This window comes from Tatumella morbirosei (genome assembly GCF_000757425.2).
GTDB lineage: Bacteria > Pseudomonadota > Gammaproteobacteria > Enterobacterales > Enterobacteriaceae > Tatumella > Tatumella morbirosei.
Window position 1 is genome coordinate 119758 of sequence record NZ_JPKR02000004.1, and the last position, 19743, is coordinate 139500.

General features: G+C 50.1%; 18 protein-coding genes and 1 pseudogene. 3 read left to right on the top strand and 16 right to left on the bottom strand.

Going from position 1 to position 19743, the window contains the following annotated elements; genetic code table 11:
• Positions 1-32 precede the first annotated feature (32 nt).
• The 14 genes and pseudogenes from HA49_RS11860 to rpsU form a co-directional block, all read right to left on the bottom strand.
• Positions 33-869: an urea carboxylase-associated family protein gene (locus HA49_RS11860; protein ID WP_038017626.1), complete on the bottom strand. Its 837-nt coding sequence runs from the start codon at positions 867-869 to the stop codon at positions 33-35.
• A gap of 17 nt (positions 870-886) precedes the next feature.
• Positions 887-1591 carry a GntR family transcriptional regulator gene (locus tag HA49_RS11865; RefSeq protein WP_038017627.1) on the bottom strand — a complete coding sequence of 235 codons (705 nt, stop codon included), beginning with the start codon at positions 1589-1591 and terminating at the stop codon, positions 887-889.
• Positions 1592-1600: 9 nt separating this feature from the next.
• On the bottom strand, positions 1601-3109 hold the full coding sequence (locus HA49_RS11870) for an amino acid ABC transporter permease/ATP-binding protein (protein ID WP_038017630.1): 1509 nt from the start codon (positions 3107-3109) through the stop codon (positions 1601-1603).
• 21 nt (positions 3110-3130) lie between these two features.
• On the bottom strand, positions 3131-3946 hold the full coding sequence (locus HA49_RS11875; protein ID WP_038017633.1) for an ABC transporter substrate-binding protein: 816 nt from the start codon (positions 3944-3946) through the stop codon (positions 3131-3133).
• 359 nt (positions 3947-4305) lie between these two features.
• Positions 4306-5106: a hypothetical protein gene (locus HA49_RS11880; protein WP_211259069.1), complete on the bottom strand. Its 801-nt coding sequence runs from the start codon at positions 5104-5106 to the stop codon at positions 4306-4308.
• A 192-nt stretch (positions 5107-5298) separates the two neighbouring features.
• Complete coding sequence (gene otnK / locus HA49_RS11885; RefSeq protein WP_038017639.1) at positions 5299-6570, bottom strand: 3-oxo-tetronate kinase; 1272 nt, start codon at positions 6568-6570, stop codon at positions 5299-5301.
• A complete protein-coding gene (locus tag HA49_RS11890) occupies positions 6564-7238 on the bottom strand; it encodes an aspartate/glutamate racemase family protein (RefSeq protein ID WP_038017641.1) in 675 nt (224 codons plus the stop codon). Before HA49_RS11890 ends, otnK begins: the two co-directional genes overlap by 7 nt.
• A gap of 24 nt (positions 7239-7262) precedes the next feature.
• A complete protein-coding gene (locus HA49_RS11895) occupies positions 7263-7961 on the bottom strand; it encodes a substrate-binding domain-containing protein (RefSeq protein ID WP_038017644.1) in 699 nt (232 codons plus the stop codon).
• A gap of 51 nt (positions 7962-8012) precedes the next feature.
• Positions 8013-8927 (bottom strand): AEC family transporter, encoded by a 915-nt coding sequence (locus HA49_RS11900; RefSeq protein WP_046791804.1) that lies wholly within the window; start codon positions 8925-8927, stop codon positions 8013-8015.
• Between the two features lie 45 nt (positions 8928-8972).
• Complete coding sequence (otnC, locus tag HA49_RS11905; protein ID WP_038017646.1) at positions 8973-9611, bottom strand: 3-oxo-tetronate 4-phosphate decarboxylase; 639 nt, start codon at positions 9609-9611, stop codon at positions 8973-8975.
• On the bottom strand, positions 9595-10407 hold the full coding sequence (locus HA49_RS11910) for a DeoR/GlpR family DNA-binding transcription regulator (RefSeq protein WP_046791805.1): 813 nt from the start codon (positions 10405-10407) through the stop codon (positions 9595-9597). Before HA49_RS11910 ends, otnC begins: the two co-directional genes overlap by 17 nt.
• Before the next feature lie 357 nt (positions 10408-10764).
• A complete protein-coding gene (rpoD, locus tag HA49_RS11915) occupies positions 10765-12609 on the bottom strand; it encodes an RNA polymerase sigma factor RpoD (RefSeq protein ID WP_038017648.1) in 1845 nt (614 codons plus the stop codon).
• Positions 12610-12878: 269 nt separating this feature from the next.
• Positions 12879-14625, bottom strand: a pseudogene (gene dnaG / locus HA49_RS11920) (DNA primase).
• 116 nt (positions 14626-14741) lie between these two features.
• Positions 14742-14957 carry a 30S ribosomal protein S21 gene (rpsU, locus tag HA49_RS11925; protein WP_001144069.1) on the bottom strand — a complete coding sequence of 72 codons (216 nt, stop codon included), beginning with the start codon at positions 14955-14957 and terminating at the stop codon, positions 14742-14744.
• Between the two features lie 282 nt (positions 14958-15239).
• Between rpsU and tsaD the strand changes: the two genes are divergently transcribed.
• Positions 15240-16259: a tRNA (adenosine(37)-N6)-threonylcarbamoyltransferase complex transferase subunit TsaD gene (gene tsaD / locus HA49_RS11930; protein WP_038017650.1), complete on the top strand. Its 1020-nt coding sequence runs from the start codon at positions 15240-15242 to the stop codon at positions 16257-16259.
• A gap of 29 nt (positions 16260-16288) precedes the next feature.
• Here tsaD and plsY read toward each other — a convergent pair whose 3' ends face one another.
• Positions 16289-16912, bottom strand: coding sequence for a glycerol-3-phosphate 1-O-acyltransferase PlsY (gene plsY / locus HA49_RS11935; protein WP_038019249.1), 624 nt, complete (start codon positions 16910-16912; stop codon positions 16289-16291).
• A 103-nt stretch (positions 16913-17015) separates the two neighbouring features.
• Between plsY and folB the strand changes: the two genes are divergently transcribed.
• Positions 17016-17375, top strand: coding sequence for a bifunctional dihydroneopterin aldolase/7,8-dihydroneopterin epimerase (folB, locus tag HA49_RS11940; RefSeq protein WP_038017653.1), 360 nt, complete (start codon positions 17016-17018; stop codon positions 17373-17375).
• Between the two features lie 206 nt (positions 17376-17581).
• Positions 17582-18400, top strand: a complete 819-nt coding sequence (bacA, locus tag HA49_RS11945) for an undecaprenyl-diphosphate phosphatase (RefSeq protein WP_038017656.1) — start codon at positions 17582-17584, stop codon at positions 18398-18400.
• Positions 18401-18453: 53 nt separating this feature from the next.
• On the opposite strand, the gene HA49_RS11950 is transcribed toward bacA, so the two are convergent.
• On the bottom strand, positions 18454-19680 hold the full coding sequence (locus HA49_RS11950) for a multifunctional CCA addition/repair protein (RefSeq protein ID WP_038017660.1): 1227 nt from the start codon (positions 19678-19680) through the stop codon (positions 18454-18456).
• Between the last annotated feature and the right edge of the window lie 63 nt (positions 19681-19743).

Below are 19743 nucleotides of genomic sequence, written 5' to 3' on the forward strand. Positions count from 1 at the left end.
TCCTTATCTGACCACTGGGGGAGTTTTTTTCGTTACCAGCTCACAGGTTTCAGTTGCATTCCGTGATTTCCACGATAGTCCGGAGACTTTGGTGAACTCCAGCCAGTCAGCAGTTCAGTCTGTGGTTTGAAAATCTCCACCCCCAACGGCCGGCAGACTTTCAGTGTATCTTCAGCTTCATCTCCCCACATTGGCAGGGACAAGTCACCCCCGGGGCAGGTAGAAATTGCGCATAACAGATCGATTTCGGCAAAGAACTCCAGGTAGTCCCCGGATTGTGCCGGGCAGGCCTTCATAAAGTACTGATCATTATCATTCAGGCCGGTGCACTGGAACACATTCATCACATCGTGAACATCAAATTCGGTCAGACCCCATGGCTGAACCGCACGCACCAGATTCGAGTGACAGTGATGGTCAAAATCTTCACCGGTCAGCAGCTTATTCACATAAGGATCGCAGCGGGTGCCCAGTAAGTCATGAACACGACCACCGTCACTGTCTGTCCCATAATCTGCCAGCGAATCGGCGGTAATGGTCGCCATCGGGCGGATAAATGGCAGATTCGACCACAGGCGATCGTAGACCGAAAGATGTGCCCGCTGAAGCTGTCGGGTGCGGGATACCCACATTCTCTCCCGCGGATCATGGCGGTTCCAGATATTCAGATCGCCCACCTGGGGGCCTTGCGGGGCGGTAATACGGAACAAATGACCGGCGGGTACTTCCCAGGCATATCCGGTGCGGATCGGCACCAGGTGAGAAGAGAGTAGTTCATGAGGACCTTCGGCCAGCGCTTTGTAAAACTGGCGATCGACATCAAGGGCGGAACCAGAAGTACTTTGATAGGCAGCAGGATAATTCGACATCGGGGTAATTCTCCGTATTAAACAGGATGACTGAAAGAATCGGTCAGCTGACGTTCTGAATAATCGAGGTAATCGATTAATGCAGTGCAGGCTGCCTGAGATTGTTGTTGGCGTAGTAGTGACAGAATGTCCTGGTCGCGGGCAATCCAGGGGAGCTGAAATTCCCTCTCTGCGGCGCCGCTGCAGAACAACAGACGTAACTGGGCCAGCAGGACACTGAAAAAGTCGTTGAAGCGCTGACAGGCCAGCATCCGGACAATACTTTGGTGAAAGCGCAGGCTCTGGGTACCCACCTCACGCCACTGTTCCGCACTGGCTGCCAAAGTTGCGTTATCGAGATGCTGTTGCATGCGTTGAAGATGAAACTCACTGACCGGTGTATTGGTGCTCAGTGCCAAGACCTCAAGATGTCGGCGGGCCTTAAAAATGTCGCGGATATCGCGTCGGTCCAGCTGTCGGACAAATACCCCGCGATTTTGCTGATAGTTCACCAGCCCCTCAGCATGCAGAAAGCGCAGTGCTTCCCGCAGGGTATTACGTGAACTGTCACAACGTTCTGCCAGCTCTGTCTCTGCCAGTGGCTGGCCGGCAATCAGGTTACCGTTAATAATATTCTCCCGCAGCAGGGTAGCGACCCGCGCAAATGCGGGCAGCCCTGAATAATCGGCATTATCCGGAGTTTCAATATTCAGTTGCCGTGAGGCGTGGGTAATCTCCTGCATCGTGATCTCTCAGGCCGCAGCCATATTGTTGATGAATTTAGAAATTCGGTGGTCATGCATTTTCAGGATTTCGGCAGGCGGGGCATCCACCCCAATCCGGCCCTGTTCCATAAAAACAATACGGTCTGATATCGCCAGGGCAAATTTCATTTCATGCGTCACAATCAGCATGGTGATACCTTCCCCGGCCAGTTTTTCAATCACTTGTAATACTTCGTTGACACGCTCCGGATCCAGCGCTGAGGTCGGCTCGTCAAACAGTACCACCGCCGGTTTCATTACCAGAGTTCTCGCAATAGCAACCCTTTGCTGCTGACCACCGGATAGCTGGTGAGGATACTTATTGGCATGTTCAAGCATGCCCACTTTATCCAGCATGATCAGGCTGCGTTGATGAAGCTCTTTACGTGAATCGCTCTGATGCAGAAGCGGCGCCAGCAACAGGTTTTCCAGAACCGTTTTATGTGGGAACAGGTTAAATCCCTGAAAAACCATACCCAGCCGGGTGATTTGTGCCCGATAGGGCAATGCATTTTCCTGTTGTCCGGCGGTGATAAATTCTCGTCCCAGTAATTCCACACTGCCTTTATCCATCTTTTCCAGTCCATTGACCATTCGGATCAGCGTGGTTTTACCCGAACCGGAAGGACCGATGATAGAAATGACTTCTCCGGGTCTGACACTGAGGCTGATATCATTTAATACTGGCTTGCCGTTAAATGCCTTACTCAAACCGTTTAGTTGCAGTATCGGCCTGGCTGAAGCACTGTGGCTTTTTCGTATTGCTTTCGGTGCTGCAGGCAATGATGCCCGGGTCTGTTCAGCATCGAAAAGGGCCGGTTTGCGATTTTTCACATCACAGCGACGTTCCAGCCAGCCAAACAGGCGTTCGAAGACGGTGACAATCAGCACGTAATAACAGGCCACCGCCAGCAATGTTTCCATCACCTTAAAGTTTTCGGTATATAACCGTTCGCCGACCATCAGGATTTCAGACAATGAGATGACTGAGACCAGCGAGGTCATTTTTACAATGGTAATAAACTCATTCACCAGAGTGGGTAATGAAATGCGCAATGACTGAGGAATAATAATACTGAAACGGATTTGCCGGGTGCTGAGTCCCAGTGCTTTACCCGCTTCAAATTGTCCTTGTTGCACCGAAAGCAGACCGCCACGGTGAATTTCGGCGATGTAGGCTGTTTCACTCAAAATTAATGCAATAAGCCCGGCAGCAAAGGGATTGGATAACACCACGCTGGTTGCCGGAATCATTTGCGGCAGGTTATAGGTAAAAATAAGCAGCACCAGCAACGGCAGGCTACGAAACAGCCAGATATAGCCTGCAGCCAGATTGCGAATCAGCGGATTTGCGGACTGTTTAGCCAGTGCAACACCCAGCCCTAGCACAATACCGCCTAGCCACGTCAGCACGCTGAGTTTCACCACCATCCAGCTGGCCTGCCAGAAATCCGCATCGCGGAATAAACTTATCAAATAAGACCAGTCAAAATTCATCTTTGCCCCCGCAGATAACAGTTACAGAGTTCCGGCCAGTGCTTTGGCGACTTCACTGTTATCCGGCATTTGCAGGTTGTATTTGTGCAGTAATGCCTGATAGCTGCCATCTTTGACTTTTTGCGCAAATGAAGCTTTTAGCTGGCTAAGCAGTTCCGGGTTATTTTTATTAACGGCCAGCCCGACTACCACAGGGTAGATAATCTGGGATGAACTGATTTTTAGTCGTGAACCGGTTTTTTCAACGGTTGCTTTAGCCACGGCTGCGTCTTCGTACTGAACATCTACGGCTTTGGATAGCAGTGCCTGCGCGGCTTCTGGTGAGGTCGGGAATTCAAGCACTGTAATTACTCCCAGGCCTTTTGGCTGGCAGTAGTCAGTGGAGAGTTTATTCAACCGCGCAATCCAGGCTCCCCCTTTAATTGATGAAACCCGCTTACCACATAAGTCTTCCGGTTTTTGCGGTAAAAATGTTGAGTTCGCCTGTACCAGTAATGAGCCGCCAGTTTTCATGTATGGCAGGAAATCGACCTGTTGTGCGCGTTCAGGAGTGACATAAAGCGTGGATGCGACGATATCGAAACGGTTACTTTTCAGGCCGAGGATCAGACTGGCAAAACGGGTATCAACCACAACCGGGGTCAGTTTTAGTGGGGCAGAGATTAGGTTGATAAATTCGGCATCAAAGCCTGCCGGTTTGCCCTGCTCTAAATAGTTGTACGGGGGATAGGTGAGGTCTGACCCCACCAGCAGATGACCAGGCTGCAAGGTTGCGGCCTGTGCCAGGCCGAAGAACAGAGGAGCTGTCAGGCAGCATAAGCGTAATATGGATTTCATTTCAGTATCTCCGCGATATATTGTTGAACAATGACAATTCATTTATCGTGCCATGTTTTATGAAGAGCGAATGATAACGAATGTTTTTACCGGCAAAGGAGAGTGAAGGCCCGGGGGGTGATGTGGAGTGGTGCAAATGCACCACAGATTGCACAGCGGTGGGGCAAAAAGTCAGGGTCAGGAGATTTTCAGCAATACATTCACCCGCAGGGGGAGCCGCCCCAATGTCGTGTAGTCGGAGAGATAACGGCGGCGTAGTTCCAAAGCCGACACTGTGCCGCGATCTATGTTGGCAGTTTTCTCCTGACGGGGGCGGGAGGGGGCCGGCACGCAAAAAAACCGGCGGCATAACAATAGTATCAGCGCAGTGCGGTGACCTTTTGCAGCAGCAATTCTTTCGCCTGATCGAGCAGTGCCGGGTTAGTTTGTCGGGACAGGGCCTCGCGAGGTTTTTTACCCAGGAAATAGTGAATTCGTTCACTGTTAGCGCCTGAAGGATGGGGCAGGCCTGTCAGTATCCTTGCAGGATCAATCAGTTGTTGTTCTGCCAACCATTCTACCCCAGCGGTTGCCACCGGTCCGAGAGGAACAAACACCGCTTGTGGCAGTTGTCGCGCTTCGGCTGTAAAGCCGCGCTCAATACTTTGTCGCAGTAACGAAGATCGTTGGAATGACGGGGTATTGTTGTAATTTTTACCGTTCACAAATACCGGCTGATTAAACAGCGAAGTAAAATGCACCAGTGCCATATCTTCAGCAAACAGTGAGCGGCAGGAGTGAATGCCTAGCCAGTCCGCCAGACCGATAACATCCAGTAGCTGTGTCAGATTATTTCGAATAGCGCCACTGAAGGCACCTTGCTGTTTGGCGAGAAAAAGCGCCTGCTGGTCCGTGTCGCCGTTGAGCAGTGACTGTTGGGCCGCAGTCACCGCATTCAGCCATTGCTGATAGCCAGGAGTAATGCCAACCAACACAACGCGCGCTGCAGGATTCAGATAATCGAACGGAATATAGTATTCGCTGAGCGTCCCTTCCTGATGTAACAGAAATTCCTGAGGCAACTGACGGGCAGCAGGCTGGCTGAAACTGAGAATCGCCGGACGAAACTGGCTAAACAGCATAAAAAATAACCCTAAAGTATCAGAAGAATAGTCTGACAAAGGGTAACATGCGCAACACCCGCGGCAAATCATCTGCAATGAAGAATACCGGACAACCCTGCCGCGAGGCGGCAGGGGAAAGGCAGTCAGTGACTGATAATCTGGCTGAGAAAGTCGCGGGCTCGCTGAGTTGCAGGGGCAGTGAAGTTGCGATGCCTACACTCAAATTACAGGATATGAGGCGCCACCATGTTATTCCCCCAGCAGAGTCAGAGCCCGGGAGAAAAAGTCCTCTTCACCGAAGTTACCGGATTTAAGCGCCAGTCCCAGTGGGCCTTGCTGATCACTTGCCAGTAAGGCCGGTACACCGGTGCTCAGTTCTGCGCCAATAACCACCGAACGGATGCCAAGCCCGGTGACAACCGCCCCCGATGTTTCACCTCCGCCAACCACCAGACGCCTGACTCCAGCCCCCGTCAGCAAGGGAGCCAGCCCTGCAAAGAATTGTTCGATGGCCTGAGAAACCTCTTCACGTCCATACTGCTGCTGTAACTCTCTGACCCGGGCGGCATCACCGGAGGTATAAATCAGCGGTAACTGCTGCTGATGGTCCGCCACAAACTGCAACAACTCATCATAGCCGGCTTCGCCACGGATAATTTGTTCCACATCCAGTGGCAGCACAGCATAACGCTGACGGTGATATTCAATTTGTCGTAACGTCATCCGTGAACAGCTGCCGACCAGAATGGCGCCCTGGCCCTGTACGGAAAAGGATTCTGGTTTTTCACCGCAGGCTTCCCCCCGGGAAATAAAGTTATGGGGTAGCCCACGGGCTATCGCTGACCCACCGGTCAGCAGCGGAGCATCATGGCAGGCTTTGGCAATCGACAATAGATCGTCATCACTGATGGCATCCACCAGAACCAGACATTTTTGTTGCTCAGCCTGCTGCTGTAACAGGGTTCGTATTGTTTCGCTGCCTTGCTGTACCTGTTGCCAGTGGATAAAACCTTGCGGCAGCGTTGACTGGCTGGCCAGCACTCGTCGCAGATCGGCGTCGGTCATCGGGGTCAGAGGATGGTTTTCCATCCCCGACTCGTTCAGCAACTGATCGTTGACAAACAGATGCCCCTGATACAAGGTCCGCTTCATGGCTGGGAATGACGGGCAAACCACCACGCCCCGCGCCGATAATTTTTCTGCCAGTGCTTCAGCGACCGGCCCGATGTTGCCCTGGTCGGTAGAGTCAAAGGTAGAACAGTACTTAAAGACAATCTGTCGGCAGCCTTGTGCCAGCAACCAGTCACAGGCCAGCAATGATTGTTCAATGGCCTGATCGACAGGCCAGGAACGGCTTTTCAGAGCGATAACGCCGGCACCGATGGCATTTTCAGCAGGGGCGTCGGGTACTCCCATATACAATGCGGTTTTCAGGCCACCTTCTTCCGGTAACCCACCAGCCAGTGTGACACCAATATCACTGGCCCCGGTGAAATCATCTGCTATCACACCTATTAACATGAGTCGCTCCGTGTGTCCCGGGCCAGCCGGTGTTTCATTTTCAAAACAGCGGACTGTGGTGCCGCCAGTATGGGTAAAGCGCTCGCCGCCTGAACGGTCGCCAGTGCGCCGGATGTCGAAAAGTGGGCCAGCATTATTGCCTGACAATCTGCCAGTTGTGCTGCATATTCAGCGACCAGCGCATGGTGACGCGGGGCATCCCCGGCCCGTAACGCTTCTATGGCGCCGGGGACACAGAGGGTTTTCAGGGTAGCCTGGCTCTGCCGCTGTCTGGTCAGTGCATAGAATTCGCTTTCCATACCACTGACGGCCGGGGCAAAGGTGGCCAGCATACCAATCCGGGTGCCGTGCTCCAGTGCAGCTTCAAACATCGCCTCATTCGGTTTCAGTACCGGAATAGTGAACATCTCGTCCAGCGCCTCCAGGGGTTCACCAAAAGCAAAACAGGTGGCCAGAATACCGTCAGCACCCATGTCACGGGCATAGGTACCAAAGCGGATAAAACGGCTTCTCAGTTCAGGCGTCATTTGAGAGGATTTTGCCCGCTCCAGCGATAATCCCTCATCCAGCAAATGAATGGCTGTGGCTTCCGGCCATAAAGCCTGCATTGCCTCCGTGATCGGTTGCATAGCCACCGGCGTGGCATGCAGCAGAACTATTGATTTCATCACAGTGTTCTCCCGGGTCAGGGATTAATTACGCAGTTCCAGACCAAATTTCTGATATTCATCGGCGGTTTCCGGCGCAGTCACAATATCGATCAATTCTGCTGCCTGTTGTTTACGTTCAGAACTGGCAAACTGCGCGATAGAAAATGCGGTGATCTTCTGTAATTCATCCGGCAGATAACCAATGATTTCGACGCCGGGAACCACCAGCAGCTCGCTAATTTGCTGAATGGCTAAATCTGCTTCCCCGGTGATCAGTTTTTCCGCAGTAAAACCTTCCGGGATAGGGCAGGCTTTGGCGTCAATCTCCTGTTCGATCCCGAGTTTTTTTAATACGGTTTTGAAATGAATACCACTGGCTCCGCCGACGGAGTAGCAGATGGAGCGTCCTTCACGCAGGGTTTTCACCAGCTGTTCTGTCCCGGAAACATCGACATGTGGGGCACCTTGTTTCACCGCAAATCCGATCCTTGAGATCACCAGCGGTTTTCGGGTTGCCGGATCGACAATCCCCTGAGCCACCAGTTGATCCATTGCCGGATCCGTGACAATTACCACGTCGCATTGCTGACCGTTTTCTATGTTTTTCATCAGTACTGTGGTCGGGGTCCAGTGAATATCAATCTCTCCGGACTGGCGACGATAGCGGTCGAGCAATGTCGCATCAAAAGGTGAACGAACGACCAATGCACTGTGCAGTGATAAAGGACCTGAATGACTCATAGTTAACTCCTGAATTCGTGGGGGTGGGCCGCCATAGAGCAGCCCGTTTGGCTACATGGCCAGCCAGATGGTAACGGGGACAGTAATCACTGCCAGTATGGTACTGACCATGATGGCAAAGGCTGCTTTTTCCGGATGCACATCCAGCGCTGAAGCTACTGCGGCAATATTGGCCGGAAGTGGGTTACAGGCCAGCATAACCATGACCACATATTCATAAGTCTGAAGATGAAACTGGCGGAAAATCAGGATAATCACCAGAGCATACAGCCCTTGTTTCCAGAGGATGGAGTAGAAGGCGAATTTCCAGTCCGGTACCAGTTTGTCAAATCTCGCCAGTGACATCCCGATAATCATCATCCCCAGGGTAGAGTATCCCCCCACAAAACCGTTCACTCCGCTTTTAATAAACTCAGGTAATTCAAAGTGAAAATATTTTAGAATCAATGCCAGGATCGCTGCATGCAGGGTAGGCATTTTGGCAACACGGATCAGACTGGTTTTCACTGAATAGAGGCCACGGGCGGTAATATAATAGGCCGCGGTAAATTCATAGATACTGGAAGCGACCTTGGCAAACACCACAATACTGATTGCCGCAGCGCCATCCGGAGTACCTCCCAGCAGCCCTATAGCCAGTGGCAGAACAAAATAGCCAACATTACCCTGTCCGCCGGCAGCGCCAAACAGGTTAGCACGGTTGTCTTTCCATAAAAAACGCCCGACGAATAACGCCAGAAAGGCAGCAATACAGGAGATGACATAAAATACTACCGAATACATGGCATATCCGACGCCTGCCGGAGAATTCAGTATTAATACAAAACAGACAATCGGTGAAAAAATATAAATTAATAAGTTGGCAATGTCTTTGGAATTTATTTTAAATTTCCTGGACGCATACCAGCCTATCATCGACACAGCGATTAAATATGCCACGCGTGGCATAATTTCATAAGCGGTCATTTTATTTTTACCTGTGTATAGTGAGTAGGGTAATTTAAACAGTGATTACCATCGGCATTTAAATGTTGTTTCCAAATCATTAATGGCCTGCTCAGAAAGCAGTGCTGCCTTGCGACCCGTTTCTATCCATAGTTTTGCTGTTTCTTCTAATTCTTCGAGAATATAACTTGCCTGTGAAACACTGTTTCCCCAGACAACCGGACCCAGCCGTTCCAGCATGACACCTTTGACCTTATCCGCCAGTCCGGCCACTATTTCTGCCACTTCCGGCGCACCTGGTCGTTGATATTCAATTAACGGGATTCTGCCGACTTTCATGACCTGATAAGGCGTGATGGGAGGCAGAATAGCATCAGGGCTCCAGACACCCAGTAAGGTTAGTAAGACCAAAGAGGTGGAATGGGTATGCAGAACACTGCTGGCAGCTGAATTCTGTTTATAGATACCGCGATGCAACAACAGTGTTTTGGAGGGTTTATTCCCACTAATCCATTCACCGGCCAGGCTGACTTTAGCAATATCATTCGGGTCAAGAGTCCCCAGACAGGCGTCGGTGGGGGTAATCAGCCAGCCATCATCCAGACAGGCACTGATATTACCCGATGAACCGACAATATATCCTCTGTTATATAAGCTTGCCCCGGTCAGACATATCTCTTCGCGTATTTTATTTTCGTCTTTCATAATAACTTCCTTCCTGAAATATATCGATAAAGGTCACTTTGGGTGACGTGACCTCAAGCAAGCTCTGCTTACATTCACCGGAAATAGAGTCGGTAATTATTTCATCCATTGAGGATAACGGGCAGACGGTATAAAAACCGTATTTTCCATATTTACTGCTATCCGATACCAGAATATTTCTATTTGATACAGAAATAACTGTCTGCTTAACCACTGCTTTACCTTCATATGGTGTCGAAATTCCGTGGACTAAATCCCAGGAACTGGCACTCAGAAAGGCTAAATCAATATTCAGCGCTTTGATAAAATTGGCTGCGCTTAATCCGACGCAGGACAAATTACGTTTATCTACCCGCCCCCCCACGTGATAGAGATCGATAGCGGGGTTAGACATCAGCAACTGACTGATAGAAAAATCATTGGTGACTACCGTCAGATGAAAATTAGCCGGAATACAACAGGCTATTTCAAACGTGGTGGTTCCCGCATCCAGATAGATAATGGTGCCTTCAGAGATGCGCTGCATAGCCCGTTTACCCAGCTCTTTTTTCAGCTTATGGTTCAGGTATGATTTTTCCTGATAGGGCAGTTCCTGATGCAGTAGTTCGCTGAGTCTGATACCGCCATTGACCCGTTGAACTTTTCCTTCCCGTTCCAGAATCTGTACGTCCCGGCGGATGGTCATGTGTGACACGTTCATCAGGGACGCCAGGGCGTCATAAAGCGCAATCTGGTTTTCATGGACATAGCGATAGATAAAGTCCCGACGTTCATTAGCCGTTAATGCAATCGCCATTTGCCACCACTCTTATCACTGTCTGTTCTGTGTCTGTGTTAATGAATGTAGTTTACGGTGATCAATTTCACATTAAAAGTTGCGTAATCACAGATTTTACACCGGGTAAAATTAAGGTTTTTTATTTAACTATATGAAAATTAATTATTTTAAATCTTAATAACCTGATTTTATTTTTCACACTGGCATGTGAAATATCAGAGTGACGGGGAGAGGGTGAAAATTTCCGTGGCTTGGGTGATTAAACAAAAGGTATCCGCGATGATAAGAGCACAGCACAGTTAAAAAAAACCTCACCAGAATGATGAGGTTTTCGCTAAGCAGAGATGTCGGAAAAATTATCCGACAGGCTGTGGATTAGTCATCCAGGAAGCTTCGCAGAACTTCCGAGCGGCTTGGGTGACGTAATTTACGCAGTGCTTTGGCTTCAATCTGACGAATACGCTCACGGGTAACATCGAACTGTTTACCGACTTCTTCCAGAGTATGGTCAGTATTCATATCAATACCAAAACGCATCCGCAGGACTTTAGCTTCACGGGCAGTCAGACCAGCCAGTACGTCATGCGTTGCAGAACGCAGGCTTTCAGACGTTGCTGAATCCAGCGGCAGCTCCAGCGTGGTGTCTTCGATAAAATCACCCAGATGTGAATCTTCGTCATCGCCAATCGGTGTTTCCATCGAAATAGGCTCTTTCGCGATTTTCAGCACCTTACGAATTTTATCTTCAGGCATCAGCATCCGCTCTGCCAGTTCTTCCGGTGAAGGTTCACGACCCATTTCCTGCAACATCTGACGTGAAATACGGTTCAGTTTGTTGATGGTTTCGATCATGTGTACCGGAATACGAATGGTTCTGGCCTGGTCTGCAATTGAACGGGTAATGGCCTGACGAATCCACCATGTCGCATAAGTTGAGAACTTGTAACCACGACGGTATTCAAACTTATCAACCGCTTTCATCAGACCAATGTTACCTTCCTGAATCAGATCCAGGAACTGCAGGCCACGGTTGGTGTATTTTTTAGCAATTGAAATCACCAGACGCAGGTTAGCTTCTACCATCTCTTTTTTCGCACGGCGGGCTTTCGCTTCACCGATAGACATACGACGGTTGATGTCCTTCACCTGCTCGATGGTCAGACCGGTTTCTTCCTCAACCTGAGCCAGTTTGTGAAGGCCACGTTCCACATCATCTTCGACTTCCAGCAGCTTTTCAGACCATGGTTTTTTCATTGCCAGAGCAGCTTTAAACCAGGTGCCATTGGTTTCGTTGCCGGTAAACAGTGTGATGAAGTTTTTCTTCGGCATTTTGCACACTTCAACACACAGTTTCATGATGGCGCGTTCCTGAGCACGGACACGATCCATCATCTGGCGCATATTGTTGACCAGATAATCAAACTGTTTTGGCACTAAACGGAACTGTTTAAAGACTTCAGACAGATTCTGAATTTCGGCAATCGCATCAGCATGGCTGCGGCTTTTGCTTTTGATGACGGTACGGGTGACTTCGTACTGGGCACGTAATTCGCCGAATTTTTCACGTGCCAGCTCAGGATCGATAGAGTTATCATCTTCTGAGTTATCATCATCGCTGTCTTCATCTTCGTCGTCGTCATCGTTACGGTCTTCTTCCGATAACTCTGACCCGATATTGGTCGCTGTCGGTGCCAGATCTTCCTCAGCATTCGGATCGACAAAACCAGTAATAATATCGGAAAGCCGTGCTTCTCCGGCTTCGACTCTGTCGTATTGTTCCAGCAGATAAGTGATTGCTTCCGGATATTCCGCGACTGAGCATTGAACCTGGTTGATACCATCTTCAATACGTTTAGCAATATCAATTTCGCCTTCGCGGGTAAGCAGTTCTACGGTACCCATTTCACGCATATACATGCGGACAGGGTCAGTGGTCCGGCCAATTTCAGACTCTACGCTGGAAAGTACCTGCGCGGCCGCTTCTGCTGCATCTTCATCAGTATCGGAACTGTTTTCATTCAGCATCAGATCATCGGCATCAGGGGCTTCTTCTACCACCTGAATACCCATGTCGTTGATCATCTGAATAATGTCTTCAATCTGATCGGAGTCGACAATATCTTCCGGCAGATGGTCATTGACCTCAGCATAGGTCAGATAGCCTTGCTCCTTACCACGGGTGACAAGTAGCTTCAGCTGTGACTGCGGGTTTTGCTCCATAAGACGGTATCCACACTTCTGTTAATGAGATCGGTGTTTGTCGGGGTTAACCGGCAAATAACAGTAAAGGCGTTTCATTGGCTGCGGCCTTCATCGCAGCAATGGGCATCTGCCCTGAGTAATCGGCAATTAAGCCGCGAGTAATCTTTTTGTCATCATTCAGGCTTCAGTATAGAAGAAGCCTGACAACTCTGTACAAACTGGTGGTTTTTACAGCAAAATTTACATTCAGTCACAGGTCGACGTGTCAGCAAACGCCAACCGACAATCTATTTTTTGGCCAGTGCTGTCAGCAACGATTGCAATTCAAGCCGTTCGTCACTGTTCAGCCCATGAGTGCGATCACGGGCAATCAGCCATTCGAGTCGCTGCTCCAACGCTGTGTTATAAATACTGGTCAGTGAGTCACTAAACACCGCTTCCACTTCATCATCTACTATCATGTGGTTCCAGACAGCCAGAGTTTCAAGGGACTGTGCCGTTTTAGTATCACGATAACTTTCCAGTAACTGGGCAGTAGTTAAGCCTGGCTGCTCATTACAGCGTTGTACCAGTTCAGCGAACAGTGGCAGTCCGGCAATACCCGTCTCTTTTAACCCTTCAAGCGACGGGACTTTAGCCGCCAGTGCCGGGTTCTGTAACAGCAACGCGACCAGAATCCGCATGGTGGTTTTTTTTCATCACTGGCGAAGCGTTCACCGGTTTGTTTTCGGCCTTTGCCGGTAACAATTTTTCCAACTGACGGTCGTCCAGAATACCCAGTTTGTTGCCCAGTACCTGACGTATATAAATCCGCAGCGTTTCTCCCGGGATCTGACTAATCAGTGGCAGAGCCAGGGTACTTAAACGTGCTTTTCCGTCACGGGTACTCAGGTCTACCTGAGGCAGTAAATTGTCGAACAGGAAGTCTGACAGCGGTACAGCCTGTTCCATTCGTTGCTCAAACGCCTGTTTGCCTTCTTTACGTACCAGCGTATCCGGATCTTCGCCATCCGGCAGAAACATAAAACGCAGCTGGCGGCCATCGGTAATGTAAGGCAGGGCAGTTTCCAGTGCACGCCATGCGGCGTCACGTCCCGCCCGGTCACCGTCATAACAGCAAATCACGGTATCGGTATTTCTGAACAGTAGCTGTATATGTTCACTGGTGGTTGAAGTCCCCAGAGAGGCTACTGCATAATCGATGCCAAACTGCGCCAGAGCCACCACATCCATATAGCCTTCAACCACTAATAACCTGGCGGGCTGGTTATGGATTTGTGTGACTTCATAGAGCCCGTATAGTTGCCGGCCTTTATGGAAAATTGAGGTCTCCGGTGAGTTAAGGTATTTGGGCGTATCATTCCCCAGTACCCGACCACCAAAACCAATCACTCTTCCTCGTTTATCACGAATTGGGAACATGACCCGGTCACGAAAACGGTCATAACTGCGGCCATTGTCATTAGTGACCAGCATCCCGGCTTCTGTCAGAGAGTGTTTATCTTCCTGATGTTTTCCAAAACGCTTTAAGGCGTTGTCCCATCCTGGTGGGGCGAACCCTATCGAAAAATGTTCGATCACCTGCTGACTCAGTCCGCGACTTTGCAGATAGTGCCGGGCAGGTTCTGCCTGAGGTTGTGATAAAGAAGACTGGTAAAACTGATTCAGACCGTCCATCAGCTGGTAAAGGCTTTGTCGCTGATGCCGCTCCATGGGGGTGTCACCGCTACCGCTTTCGTAGGGAACTTCCAGTCCATTCATGGTGGCCAGTTCTTCGATGGTTTCGACAAACTCCAGACGGTCAAAATTCATCAGAAAATCAATAGCATTACCATGAGCACCACAGCCAAAACAGTGGTAAAACTGTTTGTCACCGTTGACGGTAAAAGACGGGGTTTTTTCGTTATGGAAAGGGCAACAGGCGTGATAATTCTTGCCTTGCTTTTTCAGCTTCACGCGGGCATCAATAAGATCCACGATGTCTGTGCGGGCAAGCAAGTCATTGATAAATATACGCGGTATTTTCCCAGCCATAGACTCCGGTTCTTTAACTCATAAACGACAACAAGCCGCGCCTCCTTTCGGAAAGCACGGCCTTTCACTTTACTCAGTCTGCGTGTAACACGCATGGGAGCAGGCTCCCGGACAAATTAGTACAGACGAGTGCGGCGTGCGTTTTCGCGAGCCAGTTTCTTGGCATGACGTTTAACAGCAGACGCTTTAGCGCGCTTACGTTCGGTCGTTGGTTTTTCATAAAACTCACGACGACGGACTTCAGCCAGAACGCCTGCTTTTTCACAGGAACGCTTGAAGCGACGCAGTGCTACGTCGAAAGGCTCGTTTTCACGTACTTTAATTACCGGCATGTAACTCTCACCTCGATAAATTCGATTTGTGCAGCTGGCTGCAGCGCCAGCTTATTTCAAAATGGTGCAGTATTTTACTCCAGCGTGGGCTGGCTTGTAAAGCACCATGAACAATTTCAAACCAACAAAGCGCTTCGCAGCACTGTGGTTGCCGGTTTTTTTCAGACCGCGAAGTATAGCCTATTCTTTGGCCGGTAAAAAATCTTTTTAATGAAATCGTGCAGCATAGGCCAGAATTGTTAGCTGTGGTACACTCCTGCGGCGAAATCAGAGGTGAGTGTGATGCGAGTTTTGGGTATTGAAACGTCTTGCGATGAAACCGGAATTGCAATTTATGACGACGAATCCGGTCTGTTGGCTAATCAGCTATATAGCCAGGTGAGTTTACACGCTGATTATGGCGGTGTGGTGCCGGAACTGGCATCCCGCGACCATGTCCGTAAAACGGTACCCCTCATTCAGGCGGCGATGGCTGAGGCAGGGCTGACAGCTACAGATATTGATGCGGTGGCTTACACTGCCGGTCCCGGGCTGGTCGGGGCATTAATGGTCGGAGCTACCGTCGGTCGCTCTCTGGCTTTTGCCTGGCAGGTGCCGGCGATTGCCGTCCACCATATGGAAGGCCATCTGTTGGCTCCAATGCTGGAAGATAACCCACCTGAATTTCCTTTTGTTGCCTTGCTGGTCTCAGGGGGACATACCCAGCTTATCAGTGTCACCGGGATTGGTGAGTATGAACTGCTCGGCGAGTCGATTGATGATGCCGCCGGAGAAGCCTTTGATAAGACAGCTAAATTACTGGGGCTGGATTATCCCGGAGGGCCACTGCTGTCGAAAATGGCAGCGCAGGGGACGGCAGGACGTTTTACCTTTCCACGGCCAATGACCGACAGGCCAGGCCTGGATTTCAGTTTTTCGGGCCTGAAGACCTTTGCCGCGAATACCATCCGTAACCATGACGATGATGCCGGGACCAAAGCTGATATTGCGAGGGCATTTGAAGATGCGGTGGTGGATACCCTGATGATAAAATGTAAGCGCGCACTTCAGCAGACCGGGTTTAAAAAACTGGTGATTGCCGGAGGTGTCAGTGCTAACAAAACACTACGAGAAAGAATGGCAGAGATGATGCAGCAACGCGGCGGTGAAGTGTTTTATGCAAGGCCAGCGTTCTGTACCGATAATGGTGCCATGATAGCCTATGCAGGGATGGTTCGTCTGAAAGGGGGAACCCACAGTGATCTGGGGATTACAGTGCGACCACGCTGGCCACTGGCGGAATTGCCGCCGTTAGTGCCCTGATCTGGGAAATTTCAGGAGCGGCCGGAGGTTTAGTGTTTGCCGCTATCTGTAGGCTGCGATTTGGTTTTGCGTTTCCACAGGCGGGGCTCCATACCCCGCCACAGACGCTGAATATTGTCGTGATGACGTAGCAGAATCAGGCAGGACAGCATAGAGACAGGAAAGGTAAACTGTGGCTTAAACCACCAGACATAAAAGGGTGCAATTAATGCACTGATAATCGCTCCCAGCGAAGAGTAACCACTGAGTAGTACTGTCAGAATCCATGTGCCCATCATCAGCCCGGTCAGGTCCCAGCCAATGGGGGCAATCGCACCCAGCGCAGTCGCCACACCTTTACCGCCGCGAAAGCCAAAAAATACCGGATAGATATGGCCGAGACAGGCCGCTATTGCCGTCAAACCCAGGAAGAAGGGAGAAATATGTAACTCCCATGCCAGCCAGACCGGCAACATCCCTTTTATGACATCAAATAATAGCACCGCAACTGCGGCCAGTTTACCACCCACCCGTAAAATGTTGGTCGCACCGGGGTTGCCAGAACCCAGGGTACGGGGATCAGGGTATCCGCAGAGTTTGCACAACAGAATTGCTCCGGAAACGGAACCGCAAAGATACGCAAAAAGGATCATACCTGCAGCGATTACTGTCATAATACTTCCCATACCTGTCCGTTGTTTTGGTTGCTGTCTGGATAATACGCATAAAGCAACGGAAGTGGTATCTGATCACCATAAAAACACAGAGAGTATCACGATGGATCTTGTCTTTATCGAACAGCTGACCGTATTTACCACCATTGGCGCCTATGACTGGGAACAGACTATTCAGCAAAAATTGTTACTGGATATAGAAATGGCATGGGATAACCGCAAAGCCGCGAAGAGTGATGATGTGGCAGATTGTCTAAGTTATGCGGATGTTTCTGAGGCAGTGTTACAGCATTTACAGGGACAGCGCTTTGCCCTGGTTGAGCGGGTAGCAGAAGAAGTAGCGGAATTACTTATGCAGCGTTTTGACTTACCCGGAGTACGAATTAAAGTCAGTAAGCCCGGCGCTGTCGCGCAAGCGAGCCAGGTGGGAGTACGCATTGAGCGGGGAATTATTCCTAAATAACCGGAAACAGATAGTAAATAATTGCCATCAAACTGAAACCCAATCAGAGTATTGACTGTCATATGCCGTGGAACTCATTGTCGGTACAATGATTTAACGGTTCTGGCATAGTTCAGAAAAGTTCACATAACTGCTTATTTTAAGCCATCAGTAAAAATGGCAGCCAGGTGTTGTGTTGATTGGGGTGAATTGGAGAGGATTTTTTGATGGCAGATATGCACCACCTGTTTGTTGCAGCAATTTTGGGCATTGTTGAAGGGTTAACGGAATTCTTACCCGTTTCATCCACAGGCCACATGATTATTGTCGGCCATTTGCTGGGGTTTGAGGATGAAACCGCAGAAACCTTTGAAGTTGTCATCCAGTTGGGGTCGATACTGGCTGTCGTTGTGATGTTCTGGCGCAGGTTGTTTGGGTTGATAGGTATTCATTTTGGGAAGGTTCCCCATGAAGGTACTGGCCAGGGGCATCTGACGCTTATCCATATTTTACTGGGTATGATTCCGGCTGTCGTTCTCGGCCTAATTTTGCATGACCGGATCAAAACACTGTTTACCCCGATTAATGTGATGTATGCGCTGGTCGCCGGGGGGATTTTGTTGTTGCTGGCAGAATACTTTAAACCCAAACAGCCAAAATCGGTGGGTCTTGATGATATTACCTACCGCCAGGCTTTTATGATTGGTTGCTTTCAGTGTCTGGCTCTGTGGCCTGGTTTTTCACGTTCAGGCGCAACTATCTCCGGTGGAATGCTGATGGGGATAAGTCGCTATGCGGCTTCTGAATTTTCGTTTCTGCTGGCGGTGCCGATGATGATGGGCGCGACAGCACTGGATTTATATAAAAGCCTCAGCTTCCTGACTGTCAGCGATATTCCGATGTTTGGTATTGGTTTTATTATGGCATTTATCGTGGCACTGATTGCGATTAAGACCTTCCTGGAACTGATTAAACGAATTTCGTTTGTCCCGTTCGCTATCTACCGTTTTATCCTCGCGGTGGTGGTCTATATGATTTTTGCCTGACGATGATTCAAAAGATAAGCATGGCCGGAATTTATTTCCGGCCTTTTTTTATCTCAGGCGGAGGATGGGGAGTGGCCCTGAAGTGCTGCGACCCGGCGACGGGTCAGTTCAGTGCGGATTTGTGGGCCGCTGAATCCGTCACTAATCACTTCAGACACCGGTACTGCAACAGCAGCCTGGTACAACGCCAGAGTATAGTCGGCCTGTGGATAGGCTTGCCCGGTTAATCCTTCACGTCCACGGGCATCGGCTTCACTGGCAGTAATCAGTTGTGTCAGTCGTTCCGGCCTGCGCCATACGTCAATACTGTCAAACAGCTGGATCACTTTCTCCGGCGGCTGACGCTGGATAGTGTGGATCACATCATGATATTCGGTAATAACCAGAGACAGTTCACGAACATGATTAGGGACTTTCAGACGCTGACACAGCGCACTGACCAGTGGTAACCCGGCTGCACCATGTCCCGGATGAGAAGGCCAGACTTGTTTGGGGGTCAGGGCTTTGCCTGCATCATGGAACAGCGCAGCAAAGCGGATTGCGATATCTTCTGTCAGCCGTGCAGCCATATTCAGAGTCATCAGGCTGTGGACGCCGGTGTCAATTTCCGGGTGCCATTTGACCGGGGCCGGCACGCCGAACAGGTTATCCAGTTCAGGAAATAATACCTTCAGCGCACCACAATCCCGTAATACCTGAAAGTAAACATCAGGATTATCCGTAGCTAACGCTTTCTCCGTCTCTTTCCACACACGTTCGGCAGTCAGGTGTTGTAATTCACCACTATCAGACAGTTGCTTCATTAGCGTCAGCGTGGGATCCGCCACGCGAAACCCCTGTCCTGCAAACCGCGCCGCAAACCGGGCGACCCGTAATACCCGCAACGGATCCTCGACAAAGGCTGGTGAGACATGGCGTAACAAACGTTGTCTGAGATCCTGCTGCCCCTGCCATGGGTCAATAATTTCTCCGTCACTGTCCTGTGCCATCGCATTGATGGTCAGGTCGCGACGCTGTAAATCTTCAGGCAGAGTCACCTCGGGGGAGAAACAGGTTGTGAATCCGGTATAGCCATGTCCGGCTTTACGTTCAGTACGTGCCAGAGCATATTCTTCATGACTGACAGGATGCAGAAACACAGGGAAATCACGCCCGGCCTGTTGATACCCTAGGCTAAGCAGATCTTCCGGGGTTGCCCCTACCACGACCCAGTCCCGGTCTTTGACCGGCAAATTAAGCAACGCATCACGGACGGCACCACCGACCAGATAAGTTTTCACACCACAACTCCTGTGTCTGTTAGCCGTTCGCCGCTGCAGGCTGTCAGGTCAGCGCTCAGCGCG

Excerpts from the sequence above, each read along its gene's own strand:
- HA49_RS11860 (WP_038017626.1), bottom strand. The coding sequence starts at position 869 with ATGTCGAATTATCCTGCTGCCTATCAAAGTACTTCTGGTTCCGCCCTT.
- HA49_RS11865 (WP_038017627.1), bottom strand. The coding sequence starts at position 1,591 with ATGCAGGAGATTACCCACGCCTCACGGCAACTGAATATTGAAACTCCG.
- HA49_RS11870 (WP_038017630.1), bottom strand. The coding sequence starts at position 3,109 with ATGAATTTTGACTGGTCTTATTTGATAAGTTTATTCCGCGATGCGGAT.
- HA49_RS11875 (WP_038017633.1), bottom strand. The coding sequence starts at position 3,946 with ATGAAATCCATATTACGCTTATGCTGCCTGACAGCTCCTCTGTTCTTC.
- otnK (WP_038017639.1), bottom strand. The coding sequence starts at position 6,570 with ATGTTAATAGGTGTGATAGCAGATGATTTCACCGGGGCCAGTGATATT.
- HA49_RS11890 (WP_038017641.1), bottom strand. The coding sequence starts at position 7,238 with ATGAAATCAATAGTTCTGCTGCATGCCACGCCGGTGGCTATGCAACCG.
- HA49_RS11895 (WP_038017644.1), bottom strand. The coding sequence starts at position 7,961 with ATGAGTCATTCAGGTCCTTTATCACTGCACAGTGCATTGGTCGTTCGT.
- HA49_RS11900 (WP_046791804.1), bottom strand. The coding sequence starts at position 8,927 with ATGACCGCTTATGAAATTATGCCACGCGTGGCATATTTAATCGCTGTG.
- otnC (WP_038017646.1), bottom strand. The coding sequence starts at position 9,611 with ATGAAAGACGAAAATAAAATACGCGAAGAGATATGTCTGACCGGGGCA.
- HA49_RS11910 (WP_046791805.1), bottom strand. The coding sequence starts at position 10,407 with ATGGCGATTGCATTAACGGCTAATGAACGTCGGGACTTTATCTATCGC.
- rpoD (WP_038017648.1), bottom strand. The coding sequence starts at position 12,609 with ATGGAGCAAAACCCGCAGTCACAGCTGAAGCTACTTGTCACCCGTGGT.
- rpsU (WP_001144069.1), bottom strand. The coding sequence starts at position 14,957 with ATGCCGGTAATTAAAGTACGTGAAAACGAGCCTTTCGACGTAGCACTG.
- tsaD (WP_038017650.1), top strand. The coding sequence starts at position 15,240 with ATGCGAGTTTTGGGTATTGAAACGTCTTGCGATGAAACCGGAATTGCA.
- plsY (WP_038019249.1), bottom strand. The coding sequence starts at position 16,912 with ATGACAGTAATCGCTGCAGGTATGATCCTTTTTGCGTATCTTTGCGGT.
- folB (WP_038017653.1), top strand. The coding sequence starts at position 17,016 with ATGGATCTTGTCTTTATCGAACAGCTGACCGTATTTACCACCATTGGC.
- bacA (WP_038017656.1), top strand. The coding sequence starts at position 17,582 with ATGGCAGATATGCACCACCTGTTTGTTGCAGCAATTTTGGGCATTGTT.